At 55.1% G+C, this 14,286-nt stretch carries 18 protein-coding genes and 3 pseudogenes; 7 read left to right on the top strand and 14 right to left on the bottom strand.

Going from position 1 to position 14,286, the window contains the following annotated elements; all coding sequences use genetic code 11:
• The first annotated feature begins 10 nt into the window (after window positions 1–10).
• The 3 genes from MKS85_RS22865 to nhaA all read left to right on the top strand — a co-directional run bounded on the left by MKS85_RS22865 (window position 11) and on the right by nhaA (window position 2,410).
• Window positions 11–364, top strand: coding sequence for a DUF190 domain-containing protein (locus MKS85_RS22865; protein ID WP_020191805.1), 354 nt, complete (start codon window positions 11–13; stop codon window positions 362–364).
• 2 nt (window positions 365–366) lie between these two features.
• A complete protein-coding gene (ppa, locus tag MKS85_RS22860) occupies window positions 367–897 on the top strand; it encodes an inorganic diphosphatase (protein ID WP_042561608.1) in 531 nt (176 codons plus the stop codon).
• 310 nt (window positions 898–1,207) lie between these two features.
• Window positions 1,208–2,410, top strand: a complete 1,203-nt coding sequence (nhaA, locus tag MKS85_RS22855; protein WP_029615511.1) for a Na+/H+ antiporter NhaA — start codon at window positions 1,208–1,210, stop codon at window positions 2,408–2,410.
• Window positions 2,411–2,522: 112 nt separating this feature from the next.
• Here the strand turns inward: nhaA and MKS85_RS22850 are convergent, their stop codons facing one another.
• From MKS85_RS22850 to MKS85_RS22815, 8 genes and pseudogenes are all read right to left on the bottom strand, one after another.
• Window positions 2,523–3,056, bottom strand: a complete 534-nt coding sequence (locus MKS85_RS22850; RefSeq protein WP_020192018.1) for an NUDIX hydrolase — start codon at window positions 3,054–3,056, stop codon at window positions 2,523–2,525.
• A gap of 92 nt (window positions 3,057–3,148) precedes the next feature.
• A pseudogene (locus MKS85_RS22845) lies at window positions 3,149–3,244 on the bottom strand (universal stress protein); the annotation flags it as partial.
• Window positions 3,241–3,333, bottom strand: a pseudogene (locus MKS85_RS22840) (arsenate reductase); the annotation flags it as partial. The pseudogenes MKS85_RS22845 and MKS85_RS22840, both read right to left, overlap by 4 nt.
• A 20-nt stretch (window positions 3,334–3,353) precedes the next feature.
• A complete protein-coding gene (arsH, locus tag MKS85_RS22835; RefSeq protein ID WP_020192019.1) occupies window positions 3,354–4,067 on the bottom strand; it encodes an arsenical resistance protein ArsH in 714 nt (237 codons plus the stop codon).
• Between the two features lie 47 nt (window positions 4,068–4,114).
• Window positions 4,115–4,585 (bottom strand): arsenate reductase ArsC, encoded by a 471-nt coding sequence (locus tag MKS85_RS22830; protein WP_020192020.1) that lies wholly within the window; start codon window positions 4,583–4,585, stop codon window positions 4,115–4,117.
• Window positions 4,586–4,601: 16 nt separating this feature from the next.
• Window positions 4,602–5,885: an arsenic transporter gene (locus MKS85_RS22825; protein ID WP_020192021.1), complete on the bottom strand. Its 1,284-nt coding sequence runs from the start codon at window positions 5,883–5,885 to the stop codon at window positions 4,602–4,604.
• Window positions 5,886–5,910: 25 nt separating this feature from the next.
• Entirely contained in the window at window positions 5,911–6,267 is a 357-nt protein-coding gene (locus tag MKS85_RS22820; RefSeq protein ID WP_020192022.1) for a metalloregulator ArsR/SmtB family transcription factor, read from the bottom strand.
• On the bottom strand, window positions 6,264–6,686 hold the full coding sequence (locus tag MKS85_RS22815) for an arsenate reductase ArsC (protein ID WP_310663139.1): 423 nt from the start codon (window positions 6,684–6,686) through the stop codon (window positions 6,264–6,266). Before MKS85_RS22815 ends, MKS85_RS22820 begins: the two co-directional genes overlap by 4 nt.
• A 140-nt stretch (window positions 6,687–6,826) precedes the next feature.
• On the opposite strand from MKS85_RS22815, the gene MKS85_RS22810 reads away from it, so the two are divergent.
• The 3 genes and pseudogenes from MKS85_RS22810 (at window position 6,827) to MKS85_RS22800 (ending at window position 9,017) form a co-directional block, all read left to right on the top strand.
• Window positions 6,827–7,192, top strand: a complete 366-nt coding sequence (locus tag MKS85_RS22810; protein WP_020192024.1) for a GNAT family N-acetyltransferase — start codon at window positions 6,827–6,829, stop codon at window positions 7,190–7,192.
• A 212-nt stretch (window positions 7,193–7,404) separates the two neighbouring features.
• Window positions 7,405–8,701, top strand: a pseudogene (gene chrA / locus MKS85_RS22805) (chromate efflux transporter).
• 10 nt (window positions 8,702–8,711) lie between these two features.
• On the top strand, window positions 8,712–9,017 hold the full coding sequence (locus MKS85_RS22800; protein WP_020192026.1) for a PadR family transcriptional regulator: 306 nt from the start codon (window positions 8,712–8,714) through the stop codon (window positions 9,015–9,017).
• A gap of 419 nt (window positions 9,018–9,436) precedes the next feature.
• Here MKS85_RS22800 and MKS85_RS29040 read toward each other — a convergent pair whose 3' ends face one another.
• From MKS85_RS29040 to MKS85_RS22780, 5 genes are all read right to left on the bottom strand, one after another.
• Window positions 9,437–9,703 carry an antitoxin Xre/MbcA/ParS toxin-binding domain-containing protein gene (locus MKS85_RS29040; protein WP_080574935.1) on the bottom strand — a complete coding sequence of 89 codons (267 nt, stop codon included), beginning with the start codon at window positions 9,701–9,703 and terminating at the stop codon, window positions 9,437–9,439.
• Window positions 9,704–9,836: 133 nt separating this feature from the next.
• On the bottom strand, window positions 9,837–10,466 hold the full coding sequence (locus MKS85_RS22795; RefSeq protein ID WP_020192027.1) for an HAD family hydrolase: 630 nt from the start codon (window positions 10,464–10,466) through the stop codon (window positions 9,837–9,839).
• 77 nt (window positions 10,467–10,543) lie between these two features.
• A complete protein-coding gene (locus MKS85_RS22790; RefSeq protein WP_020192028.1) occupies window positions 10,544–11,041 on the bottom strand; it encodes a hypothetical protein in 498 nt (165 codons plus the stop codon).
• 98 nt (window positions 11,042–11,139) lie between these two features.
• Window positions 11,140–11,457, bottom strand: coding sequence for a hypothetical protein (locus MKS85_RS22785; RefSeq protein ID WP_020192029.1), 318 nt, complete (start codon window positions 11,455–11,457; stop codon window positions 11,140–11,142).
• 75 nt (window positions 11,458–11,532) lie between these two features.
• Entirely contained in the window at window positions 11,533–12,267 is a 735-nt protein-coding gene (locus MKS85_RS22780) for a metallophosphoesterase (RefSeq protein ID WP_020192030.1), read from the bottom strand.
• Window positions 12,268–12,444: 177 nt separating this feature from the next.
• On the opposite strand from MKS85_RS22780, the gene MKS85_RS22775 reads away from it, so the two are divergent.
• A complete protein-coding gene (locus tag MKS85_RS22775) occupies window positions 12,445–12,921 on the top strand; it encodes a helix-turn-helix domain-containing protein (RefSeq protein ID WP_042561611.1) in 477 nt (158 codons plus the stop codon).
• A gap of 52 nt (window positions 12,922–12,973) precedes the next feature.
• Here the strand turns inward: MKS85_RS22775 and MKS85_RS22770 are convergent, their stop codons facing one another.
• Window positions 12,974–14,170 carry a hypothetical protein gene (locus MKS85_RS22770; RefSeq protein ID WP_020190343.1) on the bottom strand — a complete coding sequence of 399 codons (1,197 nt, stop codon included), beginning with the start codon at window positions 14,168–14,170 and terminating at the stop codon, window positions 12,974–12,976.
• Window positions 14,171–14,286 lie beyond the last annotated feature (116 nt).

Below are 14,286 nucleotides of genomic sequence, written 5' to 3'. Positions count from 1 at the left end.
GGAGATAGAAATGAAAGGCTATATGGTCGTTTTCTTCACCCAACAAAACCGTCGTTATCAGGGAAAGATGCTAGGCGAATGGATCGTCGACGTGGCTAAAGAAATGGGGTTGCGAGGCGCCACGCTCTGCACCGGAATCGAAGGGTTTGGGCACACAGGAAAACTGCATTCATCGCACTTTTTTGAGCTGGCGGATCAACCCACGGAGATTCGCTTGGCCATCACGGAAGATGAGGCAGAACGATTGTTCAAACGATTGGACTCTGAGGAAATATCGGTGTTTTTCACGAAGACGCCAGTCGAGATGGGCACCCTTGGAAAAATGCCCTCCAGCTCAACACCCTCCACAACTTCGGAGCTATGAACATGAGCTACGCGGACATCCCAGCTGGCAACGCCATCCCCGATGACTTCTTCACCGTTATAGAGATTCCTGCAAACCACTCGCCGATCAAGTACGAGGTGGACAAGCCAAGTGGGCAGATCTTTGTCGACCGCTTCCTCAGCACACCGATGTTCTATCCAGCCAACTACGGATTTATCCCGAACACGCTGAGCGACGATGGTGATCCGCTGGACGTCCTGGTGGTTTGCCCTTATCCCGTCTCACCTGGTGTTGTCATCCGTAGTCGCCCGGTTGGTGTGATGTACATGACTGACGAAGCCGGAGCGGATGCCAAGGTGATCGCAGTGCCTCACGAGAAACTTAGCTCATTGTACACCGACGTGAATGAGTGCTCAGACCTACCTGCGTTACTCCTCGCACAGATCCAGCACTTCTTCGAAAACTACAAAGCATTGGAGCCGGGTAAGTGGGTGAAGATGGGGCGTTGGGGGAGCGCGGATGAGGCGCGGGAAGAGATTCGCAAGTCGGTAGCGGCGTATATCCCCAAATAGGCTTACTCCAGATTCAAATGCCACTGTCGTAGGATCGCGCTGAGGTGCGTGCATTTATGCTGGGCCTCAGTTGCTTCAATCATCAAATATCCGAGGAGCCACACACCTGTAAAGAAGGATCGATGCTCGCTCGCCTAGTGAGGCTATGTGCTTGGAGCGCGCTCCTGCGTTTCATGAGCGAGCCCGTGCCGGGGAACACACTGACGGCTGATTAAGGCTCGGTGTAAATCGTTACAGGCTATGTGCCCTGCCGTGCTGGTAAACCTCGGATGTTAAAATAATCGCTTTGGATCAAAGCGCAAGGACACTGATGACTCATAGTAGAGCTCCCGCAGAAACCCCTAGAGCAGCCGCGATTCTGGCTCGCTTCCTATCGTCGGAATCCGCTGGCGGTCTTGTACTGATGGGCGCAGCACTCGCGGCCCTAATCGTGGCGAACTCGCCTCTCTCGCAAGGTTATTTTGCCGCCTTGCACAGTGTCTGGTTGGGCATGTCTGTGGAGCATTGGGTCAATGATGGCCTCATGGCCATCTTCTTCCTGATGGTCGGCCTAGAGATCAAAAGAGAGGTTCTGGCAGGTGGGCTTTCCACTTGGGGCCAGCGCGCCCTGCCGGGGTTTGGTGCTTTAGGTGGCATGGTTGTGCCTGCGCTGATCTACATCGCAATCAACTGGGGTAATTCTGAGACTTTGAAGGGGTGGGCTATCCCAGCCGCTACCGACATCGCATTCGCCTTGGGCGTCTTGTCGTTGCTGGGGAAGCGAGTCCCTACGTCGCTGAAGGTCTTCCTCGCCGCCTTGGCGATCATTGACGACCTGGGTGCTGTAGTCATCATTGCCTTTTTCTACACCTCTGGTCTTTCCATGCCGATGTTGCTGGCATCGCTCGCAACCCTGGCCATTCTGATCGCAATGAATCGATTGGGCGTCAGACGATTGTTCCCGTATCTGCTGGTAGGTGGTGTGCTGTGGTTCTTCGTGCTGCAATCGGGAGTGCACGCCACCCTTGCAGGTGTCGCTGTAGCGCTGTGTGTTCCAATGGGTAAGCCTGAAGAAGAAGCCCGGTCTCCACTGCTGTTCCTAGAAGAAAAGCTGCATATGTGGGTAGCGTTCGCTGTGGTGCCGATTTTTGGCTTCGCCAATGCGGGTGTTTCATTGGCCGGTATTTCGATGGAAAACCTAGTCGATCCGGTTCCGCTGGGTGTAGCGCTCGGTCTGTTGGTGGGCAAGCAAGTTGGCATTTTCCTATTAGCTGCTCTGGCCATTCGTATGGGCTTGGCCAAACTGCCGGAAGGCAGCAATTGGGCACAGCTTTACGGCGTTGCGCTCTTGTGTGGCATCGGCTTCACCATGAGCCTGTTCATCGGAAACCTGGCGTTTGCTGGATCAGCTCACCTGATCGACGAAGTAAAAGTCGGTGTGTTGATCGGTTCGACCTTAGCTGCAATCGGTGGAGTCCTGATTTTGCGACGCAGCGCTGGGCCCGCCATTGTCGCCGCCACGGTCTCTAAATAAGCGTAAGCGAGCCGGCCACGGAGTTTCTCCCTGACAGAAATCCTGTGGCTGGAACATCGTCTCGCGAAGTGAGGTCATCGTGCTTTACGCCACAAGCTGCTGAGATAGCCCATCAAAGGCTGATTGGCGGCATCAACTCGGACACAACTTTTTTCAGCATGAACGTTTCGCGCTGAATTGACTGCCCCATCGATGACTCCTGACGCTGCATCACGGCTTCATTATGCGTTATGGCCTCATGCAGGTTGATCCAGACAGGCCGCATACCATTCGCGATTTCGTGGCTTTCCATTCTCACGGGCTCTAGCTGGGGCGCTACTTCGCATTGATAAAAATGCGAGGTCATGTGCATCAGATCGTACTGTGGCTTCCAGTAGGGCCGGTACTCCTCAATGTAACCGTAGTGCTGGAGCACCTGTATTTCACGGGCGCCAGTCTCTTCCTCAAGCTCACGCTTCAAGCCTGTGACAATGTCCTCGTCACCGTCAAGGCCGCCGCCAGGAAAGCTGAAGTCGTTATAGCGCTCGGTAAACAGCAACAGGATCTGCTCATGCCGCATCACGATGCCGCGTGCTGCATGTCGACGGAATACTCTGCCCTGCTTTGATGTGAGCTCGGGGTGAACAATTTCAGTTATGAGTTGCATGTGCTCTCGTTACGGCAAGATCAGTTAGTCATCGCCCAGGGTGGCCACGGCATTTCCGCAGTTCTGGAAATACTGTGGCCAGTGGCACTGGCTCAGCGAAGCAGCAATACGGGAAAAGTGGATGTTCGCAGCATCGTCGTGGTCGTGCTGCCTACCAGAAATTGCCTGATGCGTGAGTGCCCGTAACTGTCGGTTCTTCCCCGCTATTGCGGATCAATTCCAAGGTGTTGCGAGAGGTGCCGCATTCGGGGTTGTGGTAGATCGTGATCTGGCTCATATCGCTTCCTCGTGCTGACGTTAGATGGAGCGCTGGTTGACGCGCTTGGACAGGTCTTCGGCGGACTCTTTACGCTCGGAGTACCGATCAACCAGATAATCCTGGCGATCCCGCAACAGCAGGGTGAATTTCATCAACTCCTCCATCACGTCCACCAGTCGGTCGTAGTACGAGGACGGCTTCATACGGCCTGCTTCATCGAACTCGGTGAACGCCTTGGCCACGGAAGACTGGTTAGGGATGGTAAACATCCGCATCCATCGGCCAAGTACCCGTAGTTGGTTAACCACGTTGAAGGATTGAGAACCACCACAGACCTGCATCACAGCAAGGGTTTTGCCTTGGGTAGGTCGTACAGCGCCCATCGCCAGCGGAACCCAGTCAATTTGGGCTTTGAATACCGCACTCATGGAGCCGTGACGCTCAGGGGAGCACCACACCTGCCCCTCAGACCATTGCATCAGCTCGCGCAGCTCAGCGACCTTGGGATGTGTATCGGGAGCGTCATCCGGCAGCGGGAGACCTGACGGGTCAAAGATCTTGGTTTCGGCGCCAAACTCTTCCAACAAGCGCGCTGCTTCCTGAGTCACCAGCCGGCTGAAAGAGCGCTCTCGCGTCGATCCGTACAAAAGCAGAATTCGAGGCTTATGAAGCGAAGGCGTACGAGGTGCCAGTTGCTCCAACGAAGGAATGTCGATCAGGTCGGCGTGGACGTTCGGCAATGTGTCTTGCATATAAACTCCTACGGCGACGCCAGGTTGGGCACCGCCTCGGTTGATCTCTAAAGTGAACCGATGCGACTCAGTTCAGCTTTCAACTGTTCAGCGCTTATGGTCTTCAGTGGAAGCGCAAGAAATGCGCTCACGCGCTCGTGAATTTTCACGAGTGTGGCTTCAAACGCAGCGGTGATCTCGGCTTCCGACCCGCTAGCCTCAGACGGGTCAGCCAGCCCCCAATGCGCCTTCAAAGCTGGCCCAAAGAAGATTGGGCATGCCTCACCTGCAGCCCGGTCACAGACAGTGATCACGATGTCTGGAGGCGAGCCTTCAAAAGCATCCGAAGCCTTGCTGCTTAAGCCCGCCGTAGAGATACCCGCCGCCTCAAGCGTCTGCAGTGCCCTTTGATTCACCCGGCCACTGGGAAAGCTCCCCGAGCTGACCGCTTCTACGCCTTCAGGCGCCAGGTGATTGAACAGCGCCTCGGACAGGATGCTGCGGCAGCTGTTGTGGGTGCACATGAACAAGACTTTCATCAGAAGATTCCTTGATTCAGAAACTGAGGCGCAATGCCAGGGCAGACAAGGTGGCGACGAGGATAGGCAAGGTCAGCACGATCCCAGTCTTGAAGTAGTAACCCCAACTGATCTTGATGTCCTTCTTGGCCAGCACATGTAGCCACAACAGCGTGGCCAAACTGCCAATTGGGGTGATCTTCGGGCCTAGGTCGCAGCCAATGATGTTGGCGTACACCATCGCTTGCTGAACGACGCCATCCACTTCGGCGGCATGAATGGATAAGGCACCCACCAGAACCGTGGGCATGTTGTTCATGATCGACGACAGCAATGCCGTTAGCATCCCAGTACCCAGGGATGCCCCCCAGACGCCATAACCGGCGAATACGTTCAGAATCTGGGCGATGTGATCAGTCAGGCCCGCGTTCTTAAGGCCATAAACGACCAGATACATACCCAGGGAAAAAATCACCACTTGCCATGGAGCCTCCTTGAGCACCTTGCTTGTGTTGATGGCATGACCACGAGCCGCGATGACATAGAGGACGAATGCGCAGACCGTAGCAATGGCGCTGATTGGCACACCCAGCGGCTCAATGACAAAGAATCCGATCAGGAGTAGTGCCAGCACCCACCAGCCGGCTACGAAAGTGGCGCGGTCGTGAATTGCCTCGTCCGGGTTGTCCAGTTGGTCGAGGTCATAGGTCTTTGGTAAATCTTTGCGGAAAAACCACAGCAGCATGGCTAATGTCGCTGCCACGCTGACGATGTTTACCGGCACCATGATCGAAGCATATTCGTTGAAGCCGATATCGAAGTAGTCGGCAGAAACGATGTTGACCAGGTTGGAAACCACCAGCGGTAAGCTCGCCGTATCGGCGATAAAACCGGCTGCCATGACGAATGCCAACGTAGCAGCAGGAGAAAAACGCAACGCCAGCAACATCGCGATCACAATGGGTGTGAGGATTAACGCTGCTCCGTCATTGGCGAACAGTGCCGACACAGCTGCGCCCAGCAAGACGATGAACGCAAACAACTTACGAGTGCTTCCAGCACCCCACCGCGCTACATGCAACGCAGCCCACTTGAAAAAGCCTGCTTCATCAAGCAGCAGGCTAATGATGATGACTGCGATAAACGTCCCGGTGGCATTCCAGACAATGCGCCAAACCTCTGGTATGTCAGCCAGGGTAACGACGCCTGCCAGCAGCGCCACGATGGCACCCAACGTCGCGCTCCAACCTACCCCGAGCCCCTTGGGTTGCCAGATGACGAGCACGATAGTGGCGATAAAGATCAATACGGCAATCAGCATTTCAGTAATCCGGTTGGGGCGTGAATCAGCTGCACACGCCCTGATTGATAGGGCGGTCGTTCATACCGCACAGGCGTTTAGCCTCGGTTTCCAGCCAATGCTGATTGGCGTCTACGACTTCTTTCAAAACCGCAGTTACCCACGCAGGCAAGTCGGGGTTCAGGCGGTAGTACACCCACTGACCTTGCCGACGATCCATCAACAAACCAGCAGAACGCAGCAGGGCCAAATGACGAGAAATCTTCGGCTGGCTCAGGTCGAGTGCCGCCGTCAGCTCGCAGACACACAGCTCGCCTTCGCTCACGACAAGCAGGGAAATTTTGGCTCGGGTGTCATCCGCCAAGCACTTGAATAACGTGGTGGGGTTCATGGGTTCTGTCATAGATCCTCCAGGTGTTTGGTCTTGACCAAAACGAAGAGCTTGATGCGCTCATGGATGTCGTGGAGCGTGTGGCGAAATGCGCCGGGATCATCGCTCGTTACTGGGTCAGAAAAATCCCAGGCAATGACTTCACCTGCACTGGGCATTGATAGGCACTCGCTGGCGGACTTATCGCAAAGAGTGATGACGTAATCGAATCGATCAGCTTGAAACTCGCTGATGGACTTGCTTCGCAGGCCCGCTGTATCGACTCCAACTGCCTCCAATGCCTGAATCGTGCGCGGATCAATCTCAGACGGTTGGGATCTTGCGCTGAAGGCCTCGAAGCGCGGGTCGGTGTGCCGCAGTAACGCCTCTGCAAGCTGGGAGCGGACTGAGTTGGCAACGCACACGAAAAGAACTTTGATAGCAGGGGTCATGACTGGACTCGATGCATATGGAAAATCGAATATACGCTTTGGCAGATATTCGGTAAAGCGAATATGATGACCGCTGCTCAGGCTTGAGCCATAGCGGTCATGCAAAGCAAGGCATAGGGAATGACAGGGTGGAGACGGAGATGATGATCCAGACAATGCAAATAGCCGGAGGGCAATGGCAGCGCTTTCGCGACGCCTTGGAGTCTGCTGACCTTCCATCAGACGATGTGGATCTTCCGAACCGAACCTTTTTCGAATTCACGCGGGATGGTGAGACTGTTGGGTGGGGAGGGTTTGAAACGCATGGGGCAGATGGATTGCTGCGTTCCCTGGTCGTGGAGCCGGCATACAGATCGACAGGGGTTGGAGCTGAAATGCTTCGAGTCGTTGAAGCAATAGCTGCGAAGCAGGGAAACGCTCGATTTCATTTGCTGACAACAATTGCATCAGGCTTTTTTGAACAGCAGGGATACGCACTAACCAGCGAGACTCTGAGCCGCCTCTGATTGGGAATTGCACCTCACTTGACCAATCGTTTGCATTGCACTTGACCACCTGTTTGCATCGGACTTGACCAGCCAATTGCATTGGATCTGACCACTTGAAGCACGGCGTAAGCCGATCAGAACGAGTTCCATGATGGTCGACCTCAATTATCGATTTACGCTATCGTATATCGATAATTTCATCCATCCTTGTCAGAGATCAGGTATTGACCATGACTGAAATCACCAAGACTGACCGTAGCCCTTGGGCTGTTTTTTTGATCTTCCTCCGCTTGGGGTTCACCTCCTTCGGCGGCCCAATCGCACACCTGGGCTATTTCCGCGATGAGTTCGTGGTGCGTCGACAATGGTTGAGCGAGCGCAGCTATGCGGATCTTGTCGCCCTTTGCCAGTTCTTACCGGGGCCAGCCAGTAGCCAGGTCGGGATTGCGCTCGGGTTGTCTCGATCCGGCTACGCCGGGGCACTAGCCGCGTGGATGGGATTCACCTTGCCCTCCGCAATCGCCTTGATCCTCTTCGCACTCGGCATCGCCAGTTATGGTGATGCCATGCCTGCTGGCGTGCTGCACGGTCTGAAGGTGGTGGCCGTGGCGGTGGTCGCCCAGGCTGTCTGGGGCATGGCGCGCACTCTTTGTCCCGATGCGCCGCGTATTTCCATCATGGCAGCGGCGACCAGCTTCGTGCTGCTCGTACCAACTGCCTGGGGGCAAGTGAGAGTCATCATCCTTGCAGCCAACGTCGGCCTGCTGCTATTCAAACCACAGCAGGGCGAGGCCCATGATCCACTACCGATCAGCGTGCGGCGTCGCGTTGGCTTGTTCTGGCTGGCCCTGTTCTTTGCCCTGCTGCTTGGGCTGCCGTTGCTGACAGCTGTGTTCCCGAGCCAGACACTGGCGATGATGGATGCCTTCTACCGCGCCGGCTCGCTGGTATTCGGTGGCGGGCATGTGGTGCTGCCGCTGTTGCAAGCTGAGGTCGTACCAACAGGCTGGGTCGACAACGAAGCATTCCTCGCGGGCTATGGTGCGGCGCAGGCCGTGCCGGGGCCTCTATTCACCTTTGCAGCATTTCTCGGTGCCTCGATGAACCAAGCACCAACTGGCTGGCTTGGCGGGCTGATTTGCCTGCTGGCGATCTTTGCGCCGTCTTTCCTGCTGGTGGTGGGGGCCTTGCCATTCTGGGAGCACCTGCGCCGTAACCTGCGTACGCAGGCAGCACTGCTGGGCATCAATGCGGCCGTGGTCGGCCTGCTGCTTGCTGCTCTCTACCAGCCGGTATGGACGAGTGCGATTCATGGCCCGCNCAGCACTGCTGGGCATCAATGCGGCCGTGGTCGGCCTGCTGCTTGCTGCTCTCTACCAGCCGGTATGGACGAGTGCGATTCATGGCCCGCAAGACTTTGGCCTGGCCCTCGTGGCACTGGTGGCGTTGATGTTCTGGAAGCTGCCGCCGTGGATGGTCGTGCTGGGCAGCGGTGTCCTGGGCGGGCTGTTGAGCATTGCACTGTGAGATACATCGAGTGACCGACAAAGACCTCTACGGCGGGTTGATCCGCCTGCATATCCTGCACCACGCTGCCGAGGCTCCCATCTTCGGGCTGGCCGTCATCGAGGAGCTGAGCCACCACGGTTACAAGCTCAGCGCGGGCACGCTGTATCCGATGCTGCACGGTTTGGAGAAGAAGGGTTATCTGTGCTCGCACCATGAACGCACTGGGCGCCGCGAGCGACGCATGTATGAGATTACCGATGAAGGCCGAGCCGCGCTGGCAGATGCCAAGGTGAAGGTTAGGGAGTTGTTCGGCGAGTTAATCGAAGGACGCTGATGGTCTTAACCGGAGTGCCTGCGACCAGCTACTTGCTTTCATGACCGCACACTGACCGAAAGCAGTGGCCTATTAGCTACGTACGCTTTTGGCCGACTTCTGCCCGTCAAGGCGTACCCGTGCGCCGGTCAAATTCGATGCAAACAACTGGTCAAGTCGAGTGCAACAGGTGGTCAAGTCCATGCAATTACGCATCTGATCTCACAGACGGAGCAGTTCAGGGGGCTTTGCCCTGGCTCGGCTTGCTACATGTGCAAGGCGTTACCATTCGTCAATGGCTTATAGTCTGCCCACCCGATAGTCTGAAAAGCCAGATCGGAAAAATGTGGCAGTGAAGCTCAGCACACAAGACCACGAATCGCACAGTCTCTGGTGCGGCGGCCCTCACTCGATAGAACGCAACGACAGGCTAGATGGCATTAGGCTCGTATGCCGTGGTCAAGCCGTATAATCTCGTCATGGATAATTGTGAGTCCCATAGGTGTGCACAGCACCCTGCAGGGTGCCTGACGGCCTACACCTACTACAGATCTTACGAGCCATCGCTCCGCCTTCTTTCGGCTTCCAAACACTTCAAGTGCGATTGAGAAGACCTGCTCGTAACGCGTTTCAAAACAGCGATGCCTAGCACTCCAGCAGCCGATCGGGGAGCGAACGCATCGCCCGACAATCCTAAGCTCATTCATGCTTCACCCTCTGGTGATACTGGTCTGGTCGCCGCTCGTACTCTGTGCAGGGGGCATCCCGACAGGGCCACCTCGTGGCGCGGCCCTTTAGCTCAGACGCAACGCTTCCATCGAATTGAAGATCTGCTCCCAGCTACCTATCACTCAGCACTGATTGTGCAAAATGGGAAAGATTGGAAGCCCCGCCTCCATTCCTGCGCAACAGATAACCCTTGATACCAACCTGGCCAGGCCCATCCCGATCACACCTTTCTGAGTCGCCAATCATGACAATCCGCCTCTGACTACTGAGCTCATTTCCTGGCCGAACATCAAGTAGATCGCAGATGTGCTGGTAGATGGTCGCTTGCGGTTTCATAACACCAATGCGATAGCTGAAACCATAGGCCCCAAGGTGCGGGAAAATCCTTTCCACTACGGGGCCGTAAGGCATGGCCAGGTTTGAACACACAGCCAGTCTCAGCCCTGCAGCTTGCAGTAGCCCAACGGCCTCAACCGCGTCTGGATAAGGCCGAATGCTTGCCAGTTCCTCCTCCAGGCATTGGTCGAGAAATGCAAGCTGGGAGGGCGAGATTTTGATACCAAAGTACAGCGCAGCCTCGCTTAGGGAAAGGCAACGGGTCATGATCGCTCGAATGTCATCAGCGCGAGGCAAGCGGCCTTGGCGTCGCCCCTCTCGAAGCAACTGTCGAAACGGATGTGTCGGCTGCTGAATCTCGACCAGCGTTCCGAAGGCGTCAAAGATAACGGCATTGGTCTTCATCTGAGTTTCCTTCGCTGGTCACCGTCCGCAAGACAGCCACTCTAACGAGAATCAAGTTCAACAACCAAAAAACTAAGCTATCGAAGAGTAACGCCAAATTTTGAAAAATCATCCACCAGCGTTTTTCGACCCAGCATTTTCGGAAGCTTGAAGACGTTCCTGTACCCATACCACAAAAACATAGGAATAATGACAAGCCCAACTCCAAAGGTTGCCGTTGCAGCAATAATCCCAGCTGGAACCGCTGCTAGCGAAATAACCACACCCTTTACCAAAGTCGACCTTGCAATAATTCGCAGATCATCCAAGTCGCACTCAACTTTCCCACCAGCCTTCTCAAAAGCGACAACAATTATCGATTTCTTTGAGGCATGCTTATAGTACCAAGTTCGCGGAACATCAGTCGCCAAAGCACCATGCTTCACAAGGTACTTCAGCATCACAACCTCTTTGAAATAGAGAGTAGCGCCGTGCTCATCTTCGTATCTAACACGTCGATAGAGAGCGTCTAGATCACCGCTCCCTTGAGCATCATAGTTCTTAACAGTCAATGTCAGTTTCTTTAACTCGGACATGCTTCCTCCCTTAAACACACATTAACTATTAATGGATTAGATGACGGCGGGGCCTAATTAAGCAGGCTGAGACAGCGGCCTCGACAACGCGGGGGCAATCAAGCGGCGGCAGGCAATCGGCTGACCATGACGTAATGATCGTTGCCTGACACTGTCCGCAATAACGCCATGCCTTCGACCTCCGCTATCACCTCACTAGGGGGTGTGACAATTGTCATCCCATCAGCCAGTTGCCCTGAAAGATCGCCATACACATACGCAACGAAACGATCGCCAACTTCAGCTGCATCTACCAGGTACGCGTCCACTAGTGCACCCCAATCATGGGCCTGCGCGATCGCCAACTTAGCTGACACCAGACTGGGCAGTCGTATTACGCCCTCAACCATCCAGTCCTGGGAATTCAGACAACTCATGGATTCTCCATCACGTTCGAATTTGAAACCTACTCACTTACTGAAAAAGCTAAACGACGGCAGCCCAATCAGTCTTCATACACTGACAACTAGGTCTGGCCGAAAGCCAGTTTCTTCGGTGGGATAACCACGAGGATTACTCACAAACCGAACGCCATTAACCACCTCATCCACAGCTTCGTGGGTATGGCCAAAGATCCATAGATCGATCTTGAAATCCATCAGGCCATCCCAATTGTTTCCATAGGCTGCTCGCAAGTGAGGATCGGCTCCTTGGTCACTCACGAACTTCATAAGGGGCGGATAGTGAGTCACAACTACACGCTTACCGTTGAATGGCAGCGATAGCTGGCCCTCCAACCACTCCTTCGTCTCTCGATTTCTCGCGATCAGATCATCAGGGCGCAAACGCCGATACTGTTCACCGACACGGATTGCGCGAAAGTCATTCAGTGAGTTACGAGCGCACCAAGAAGCAGCTACTGGGTCTCCGGTCGCGGCCAGGCTCGTCCAACCCGTAGCGCAGAGAAACTGCACGTCACGGTGTTCTAAAACCTGATTTTCCAATACGTGGACGTGCGCCTCAGCAGCGTCAAGCAGCTTGCTGTGGGTTCGATCTATATTCCCGCTGTAGTGCTCATGATTGCCCATGGCATATATGACAGGCGTGCTGAAGGTCAGGCTGGCCCACATGGCCCCCCTGGACTTCACGTGGATGTCACCGGCTAATACGACCACGTCACAGTCCACCACAGGGGGGACGAAATCGGCGAACTCACAATGCAGATCAGACAGTATATGAAGCTTCATCCCAAGCCTGCTGACGTCGACTTTCTAATAAATTGATCATTCCCTGGCCCGGTCGCTCGGACGCGGCGAAGCTGCCATCAGTAGGCCCACGATAAACGATGATCGCCATTATTGCTAGCTTTCGATATTTATCGACGCATGGCGCTGTGGCCCTATTCTTCGTTTTGAGCGCTCAGCATGCAGAACGAGATAGCAGCAATAGTCCGAGCTCTGCGCGACCTGAGAGGATCAGCTCAGGAGGAGCTTGCCGAGATCAGTTCCCAAGCCAATCTGTCACGATTGGAGCAAGGGAAAACGCAGGTCTCTTTGGTCAAGCTGAGCAAGATCGCGCGCACCCTGGATTTCGACCTCGTGGCTCTCGTCGCGCTATGTCAGGCCCTCCAGGATGGGTCATCACCTATCGATGTCATGGCGAAGGCTTCAAAGGACTTGGAAGGCTTCGTAGCCCAGGGAGGGTTGCAGGGCCTGAAGAGGCATTGGGACGCTGGTGAAGGGCTGGTGAAGCGCACGCGAGGCAAACCCAGCAGCCCAGATCGAATCCGGGCAGTACTAGAGCTCAAGGCCAGTGGCATGTCGAAGGCGGAGGTGGGTCGAGCGCTGGGGTTGCCTGAAGCGACTGTCAGGCGTTACTGGCTCAAAGAACTGCCTGGCTAGAAAGGGAGTTGTGGGGTGAGAGCAGAGAAGCTCTCCACTTTTCCAATTCGATTTAGCGCGGCGGCAGATCCGTGAAGCGCAGCCGGGGATAGATACGCCTTTCCTCAGCGCATTTGGAAATCTGCAAGAACGCTGACAGCAGTGCATCTTCCGAAGGGCAGTGGCGGGTCATGACCTCGAACTCGTTGTAATCGAAGGCTAGGACGCGAATTCCGACCTCATCCATGAATTTCAAAATCATGGCGCTGTATTCATCGTAGTTGTCGATAAAAAGCTCTCTGACCACGACAACTCCCACCAGGGGGCGTGCAGCAAGATCAATGTCCAAGGGCGTGCCGTCCACAAGCGCTAAGGCTGGATTGCCTTCTCGCCTGATCGTTGAGATGGCGCCACGTAGTTGCTGCAGGCCGTTCTTCAACTGACTTATGGCCTTCTTTCGCTTTCTCTCAAGCGTTGTGTTCATCATTGCTGGCGTATTGGGACTGTCCTTCGCCTGCAGCAGCAAAGTCACTTCATCGCCCATCACCACTACGTCAGCCAGCTCCTCGCCATCGGAAACCTTCAAGGGGCCATGGATGATCCGCTCGGAGGTGTATGCGCGCTGGAGAAGATAGATGATGTCCAACTCCTGAAACGTGCCCGGCTCAGTGCGCTCTAACTGCGTATTGGAGAAGCCTTGGGAGCCTCGAAAGTCCTGGCGGGTCAGGTCGGTGATCAAATAGTCCGAGGGGAACAGATCTTCCTGCAGGAACACCGTTGTGGCACGAGCGTCGTCCTCATAGGTCGTGAGGCTGAACCATCTTTCCGCCTGCTCATACATCTTGGGCCAGTGATCTGCTCCAATGGGGCTGAGTGTACCGAGCTCCTTGCGGAGCTGACCAAGCTTCGCCTGGGCCTTACAACTGAACAGCTCGCGGTTGTGCTCGTCGAAAAAGCACACACTGAATTCGTCAGGGAAGCTCTGCAGTGCCTCTGTGAGAGGGTCACCAGGGATGAGTGGGGTTTTGATCAATAGCGGACTTTGTGGGTCATCAAAGCAGGCTGTGAGAAGCGTAAGCCCCGTCGTTTCGCCTGCCTTGTATGGCGCAAGGTAAAGCTTCAATTCACGCCTTTGCTGAGCGGCCAAGATCAGCTCTTTCCCTGCCTTGATTACCAGCACGAAGCCTTCAGGGCCTTCAACGATCCATAATCCACGGGCTAAGACAGCGATTTGCTGAAGCGCTTGTGGCTTCATGATCGTGAGGTACATTTGAACTCCTTGGCGGTTGCCTGATTGCGTCCTGCAAAACCCGAAGCCTAAAGCGATGAGGCGAGGCCTATGCTTACCATTCAAAATTCCCATCCTGGCCAACCAAAATTTGGCTA

Source organism: Pseudomonas sp. JL2, assembly GCF_031570495.1.
GTDB classification, from domain to species: Bacteria; Pseudomonadota; Gammaproteobacteria; order Pseudomonadales; family Pseudomonadaceae; genus Aquipseudomonas; species Aquipseudomonas rhizophila.
Note: the sequence above shows the minus strand (reverse complement) of the source record. Positions and strands in the feature narration are given on the sequence as shown.

Coding starts and splice junctions, on each gene's coding strand:
- MKS85_RS29040 (WP_080574935.1), bottom strand. CDS start 9,703: ATGAATGAGCTTAGGATTGTCGGGCGATGCGTTCGCTCCCCGATCGGC.
- MKS85_RS22785 (WP_020192029.1), bottom strand. CDS start 11,457: ATGAGTTGTCTGAATTCCCAGGACTGGATGGTTGAGGGCGTAATACGA.
- MKS85_RS22850 (WP_020192018.1), bottom strand. CDS start 3,056: ATGCAACTCATAACTGAAATTGTTCACCCCGAGCTCACATCAAAGCAG.
- MKS85_RS22820 (WP_020192022.1), bottom strand. CDS start 6,267: ATGACAGAACCCATGAACCCCACCACGTTATTCAAGTGCTTGGCGGAT.
- ppa (WP_042561608.1), top strand. CDS start 367: ATGAGCTACGCGGACATCCCAGCTGGCAACGCCATCCCCGATGACTTC.
- MKS85_RS22770 (WP_020190343.1), bottom strand. CDS start 14,170: ATGTACCTCACGATCATGAAGCCACAAGCGCTTCAGCAAATCGCTGTC.
- nhaA (WP_029615511.1), top strand. CDS start 1,208: ATGACTCATAGTAGAGCTCCCGCAGAAACCCCTAGAGCAGCCGCGATT.
- MKS85_RS22865 (WP_020191805.1), top strand. CDS start 11: ATGAAAGGCTATATGGTCGTTTTCTTCACCCAACAAAACCGTCGTTAT.
- MKS85_RS22795 (WP_020192027.1), bottom strand. CDS start 10,466: ATGAAGACCAATGCCGTTATCTTTGACGCCTTCGGAACGCTGGTCGAG.
- MKS85_RS22775 (WP_042561611.1), top strand. CDS start 12,445: ATGCAGAACGAGATAGCAGCAATAGTCCGAGCTCTGCGCGACCTGAGA.
- arsH (WP_020192019.1), bottom strand. CDS start 4,067: ATGCAAGACACATTGCCGAACGTCCACGCCGACCTGATCGACATTCCT.
- MKS85_RS22830 (WP_020192020.1), bottom strand. CDS start 4,585: ATGAAAGTCTTGTTCATGTGCACCCACAACAGCTGCCGCAGCATCCTG.
- MKS85_RS22790 (WP_020192028.1), bottom strand. CDS start 11,041: ATGTCCGAGTTAAAGAAACTGACATTGACTGTTAAGAACTATGATGCT.
- MKS85_RS22810 (WP_020192024.1), top strand. CDS start 6,827: ATGATGATCCAGACAATGCAAATAGCCGGAGGGCAATGGCAGCGCTTT.
- MKS85_RS22815 (WP_310663139.1), bottom strand. CDS start 6,686: ATGACCCCTGCTATCAAAGTTCTTTTCGTGTGCGTTGCCAACTCAGTC.
- MKS85_RS22780 (WP_020192030.1), bottom strand. CDS start 12,267: ATGAAGCTTCATATACTGTCTGATCTGCATTGTGAGTTCGCCGATTTC.
- MKS85_RS22825 (WP_020192021.1), bottom strand. CDS start 5,885: ATGCTGATTGCCGTATTGATCTTTATCGCCACTATCGTGCTCGTCATC.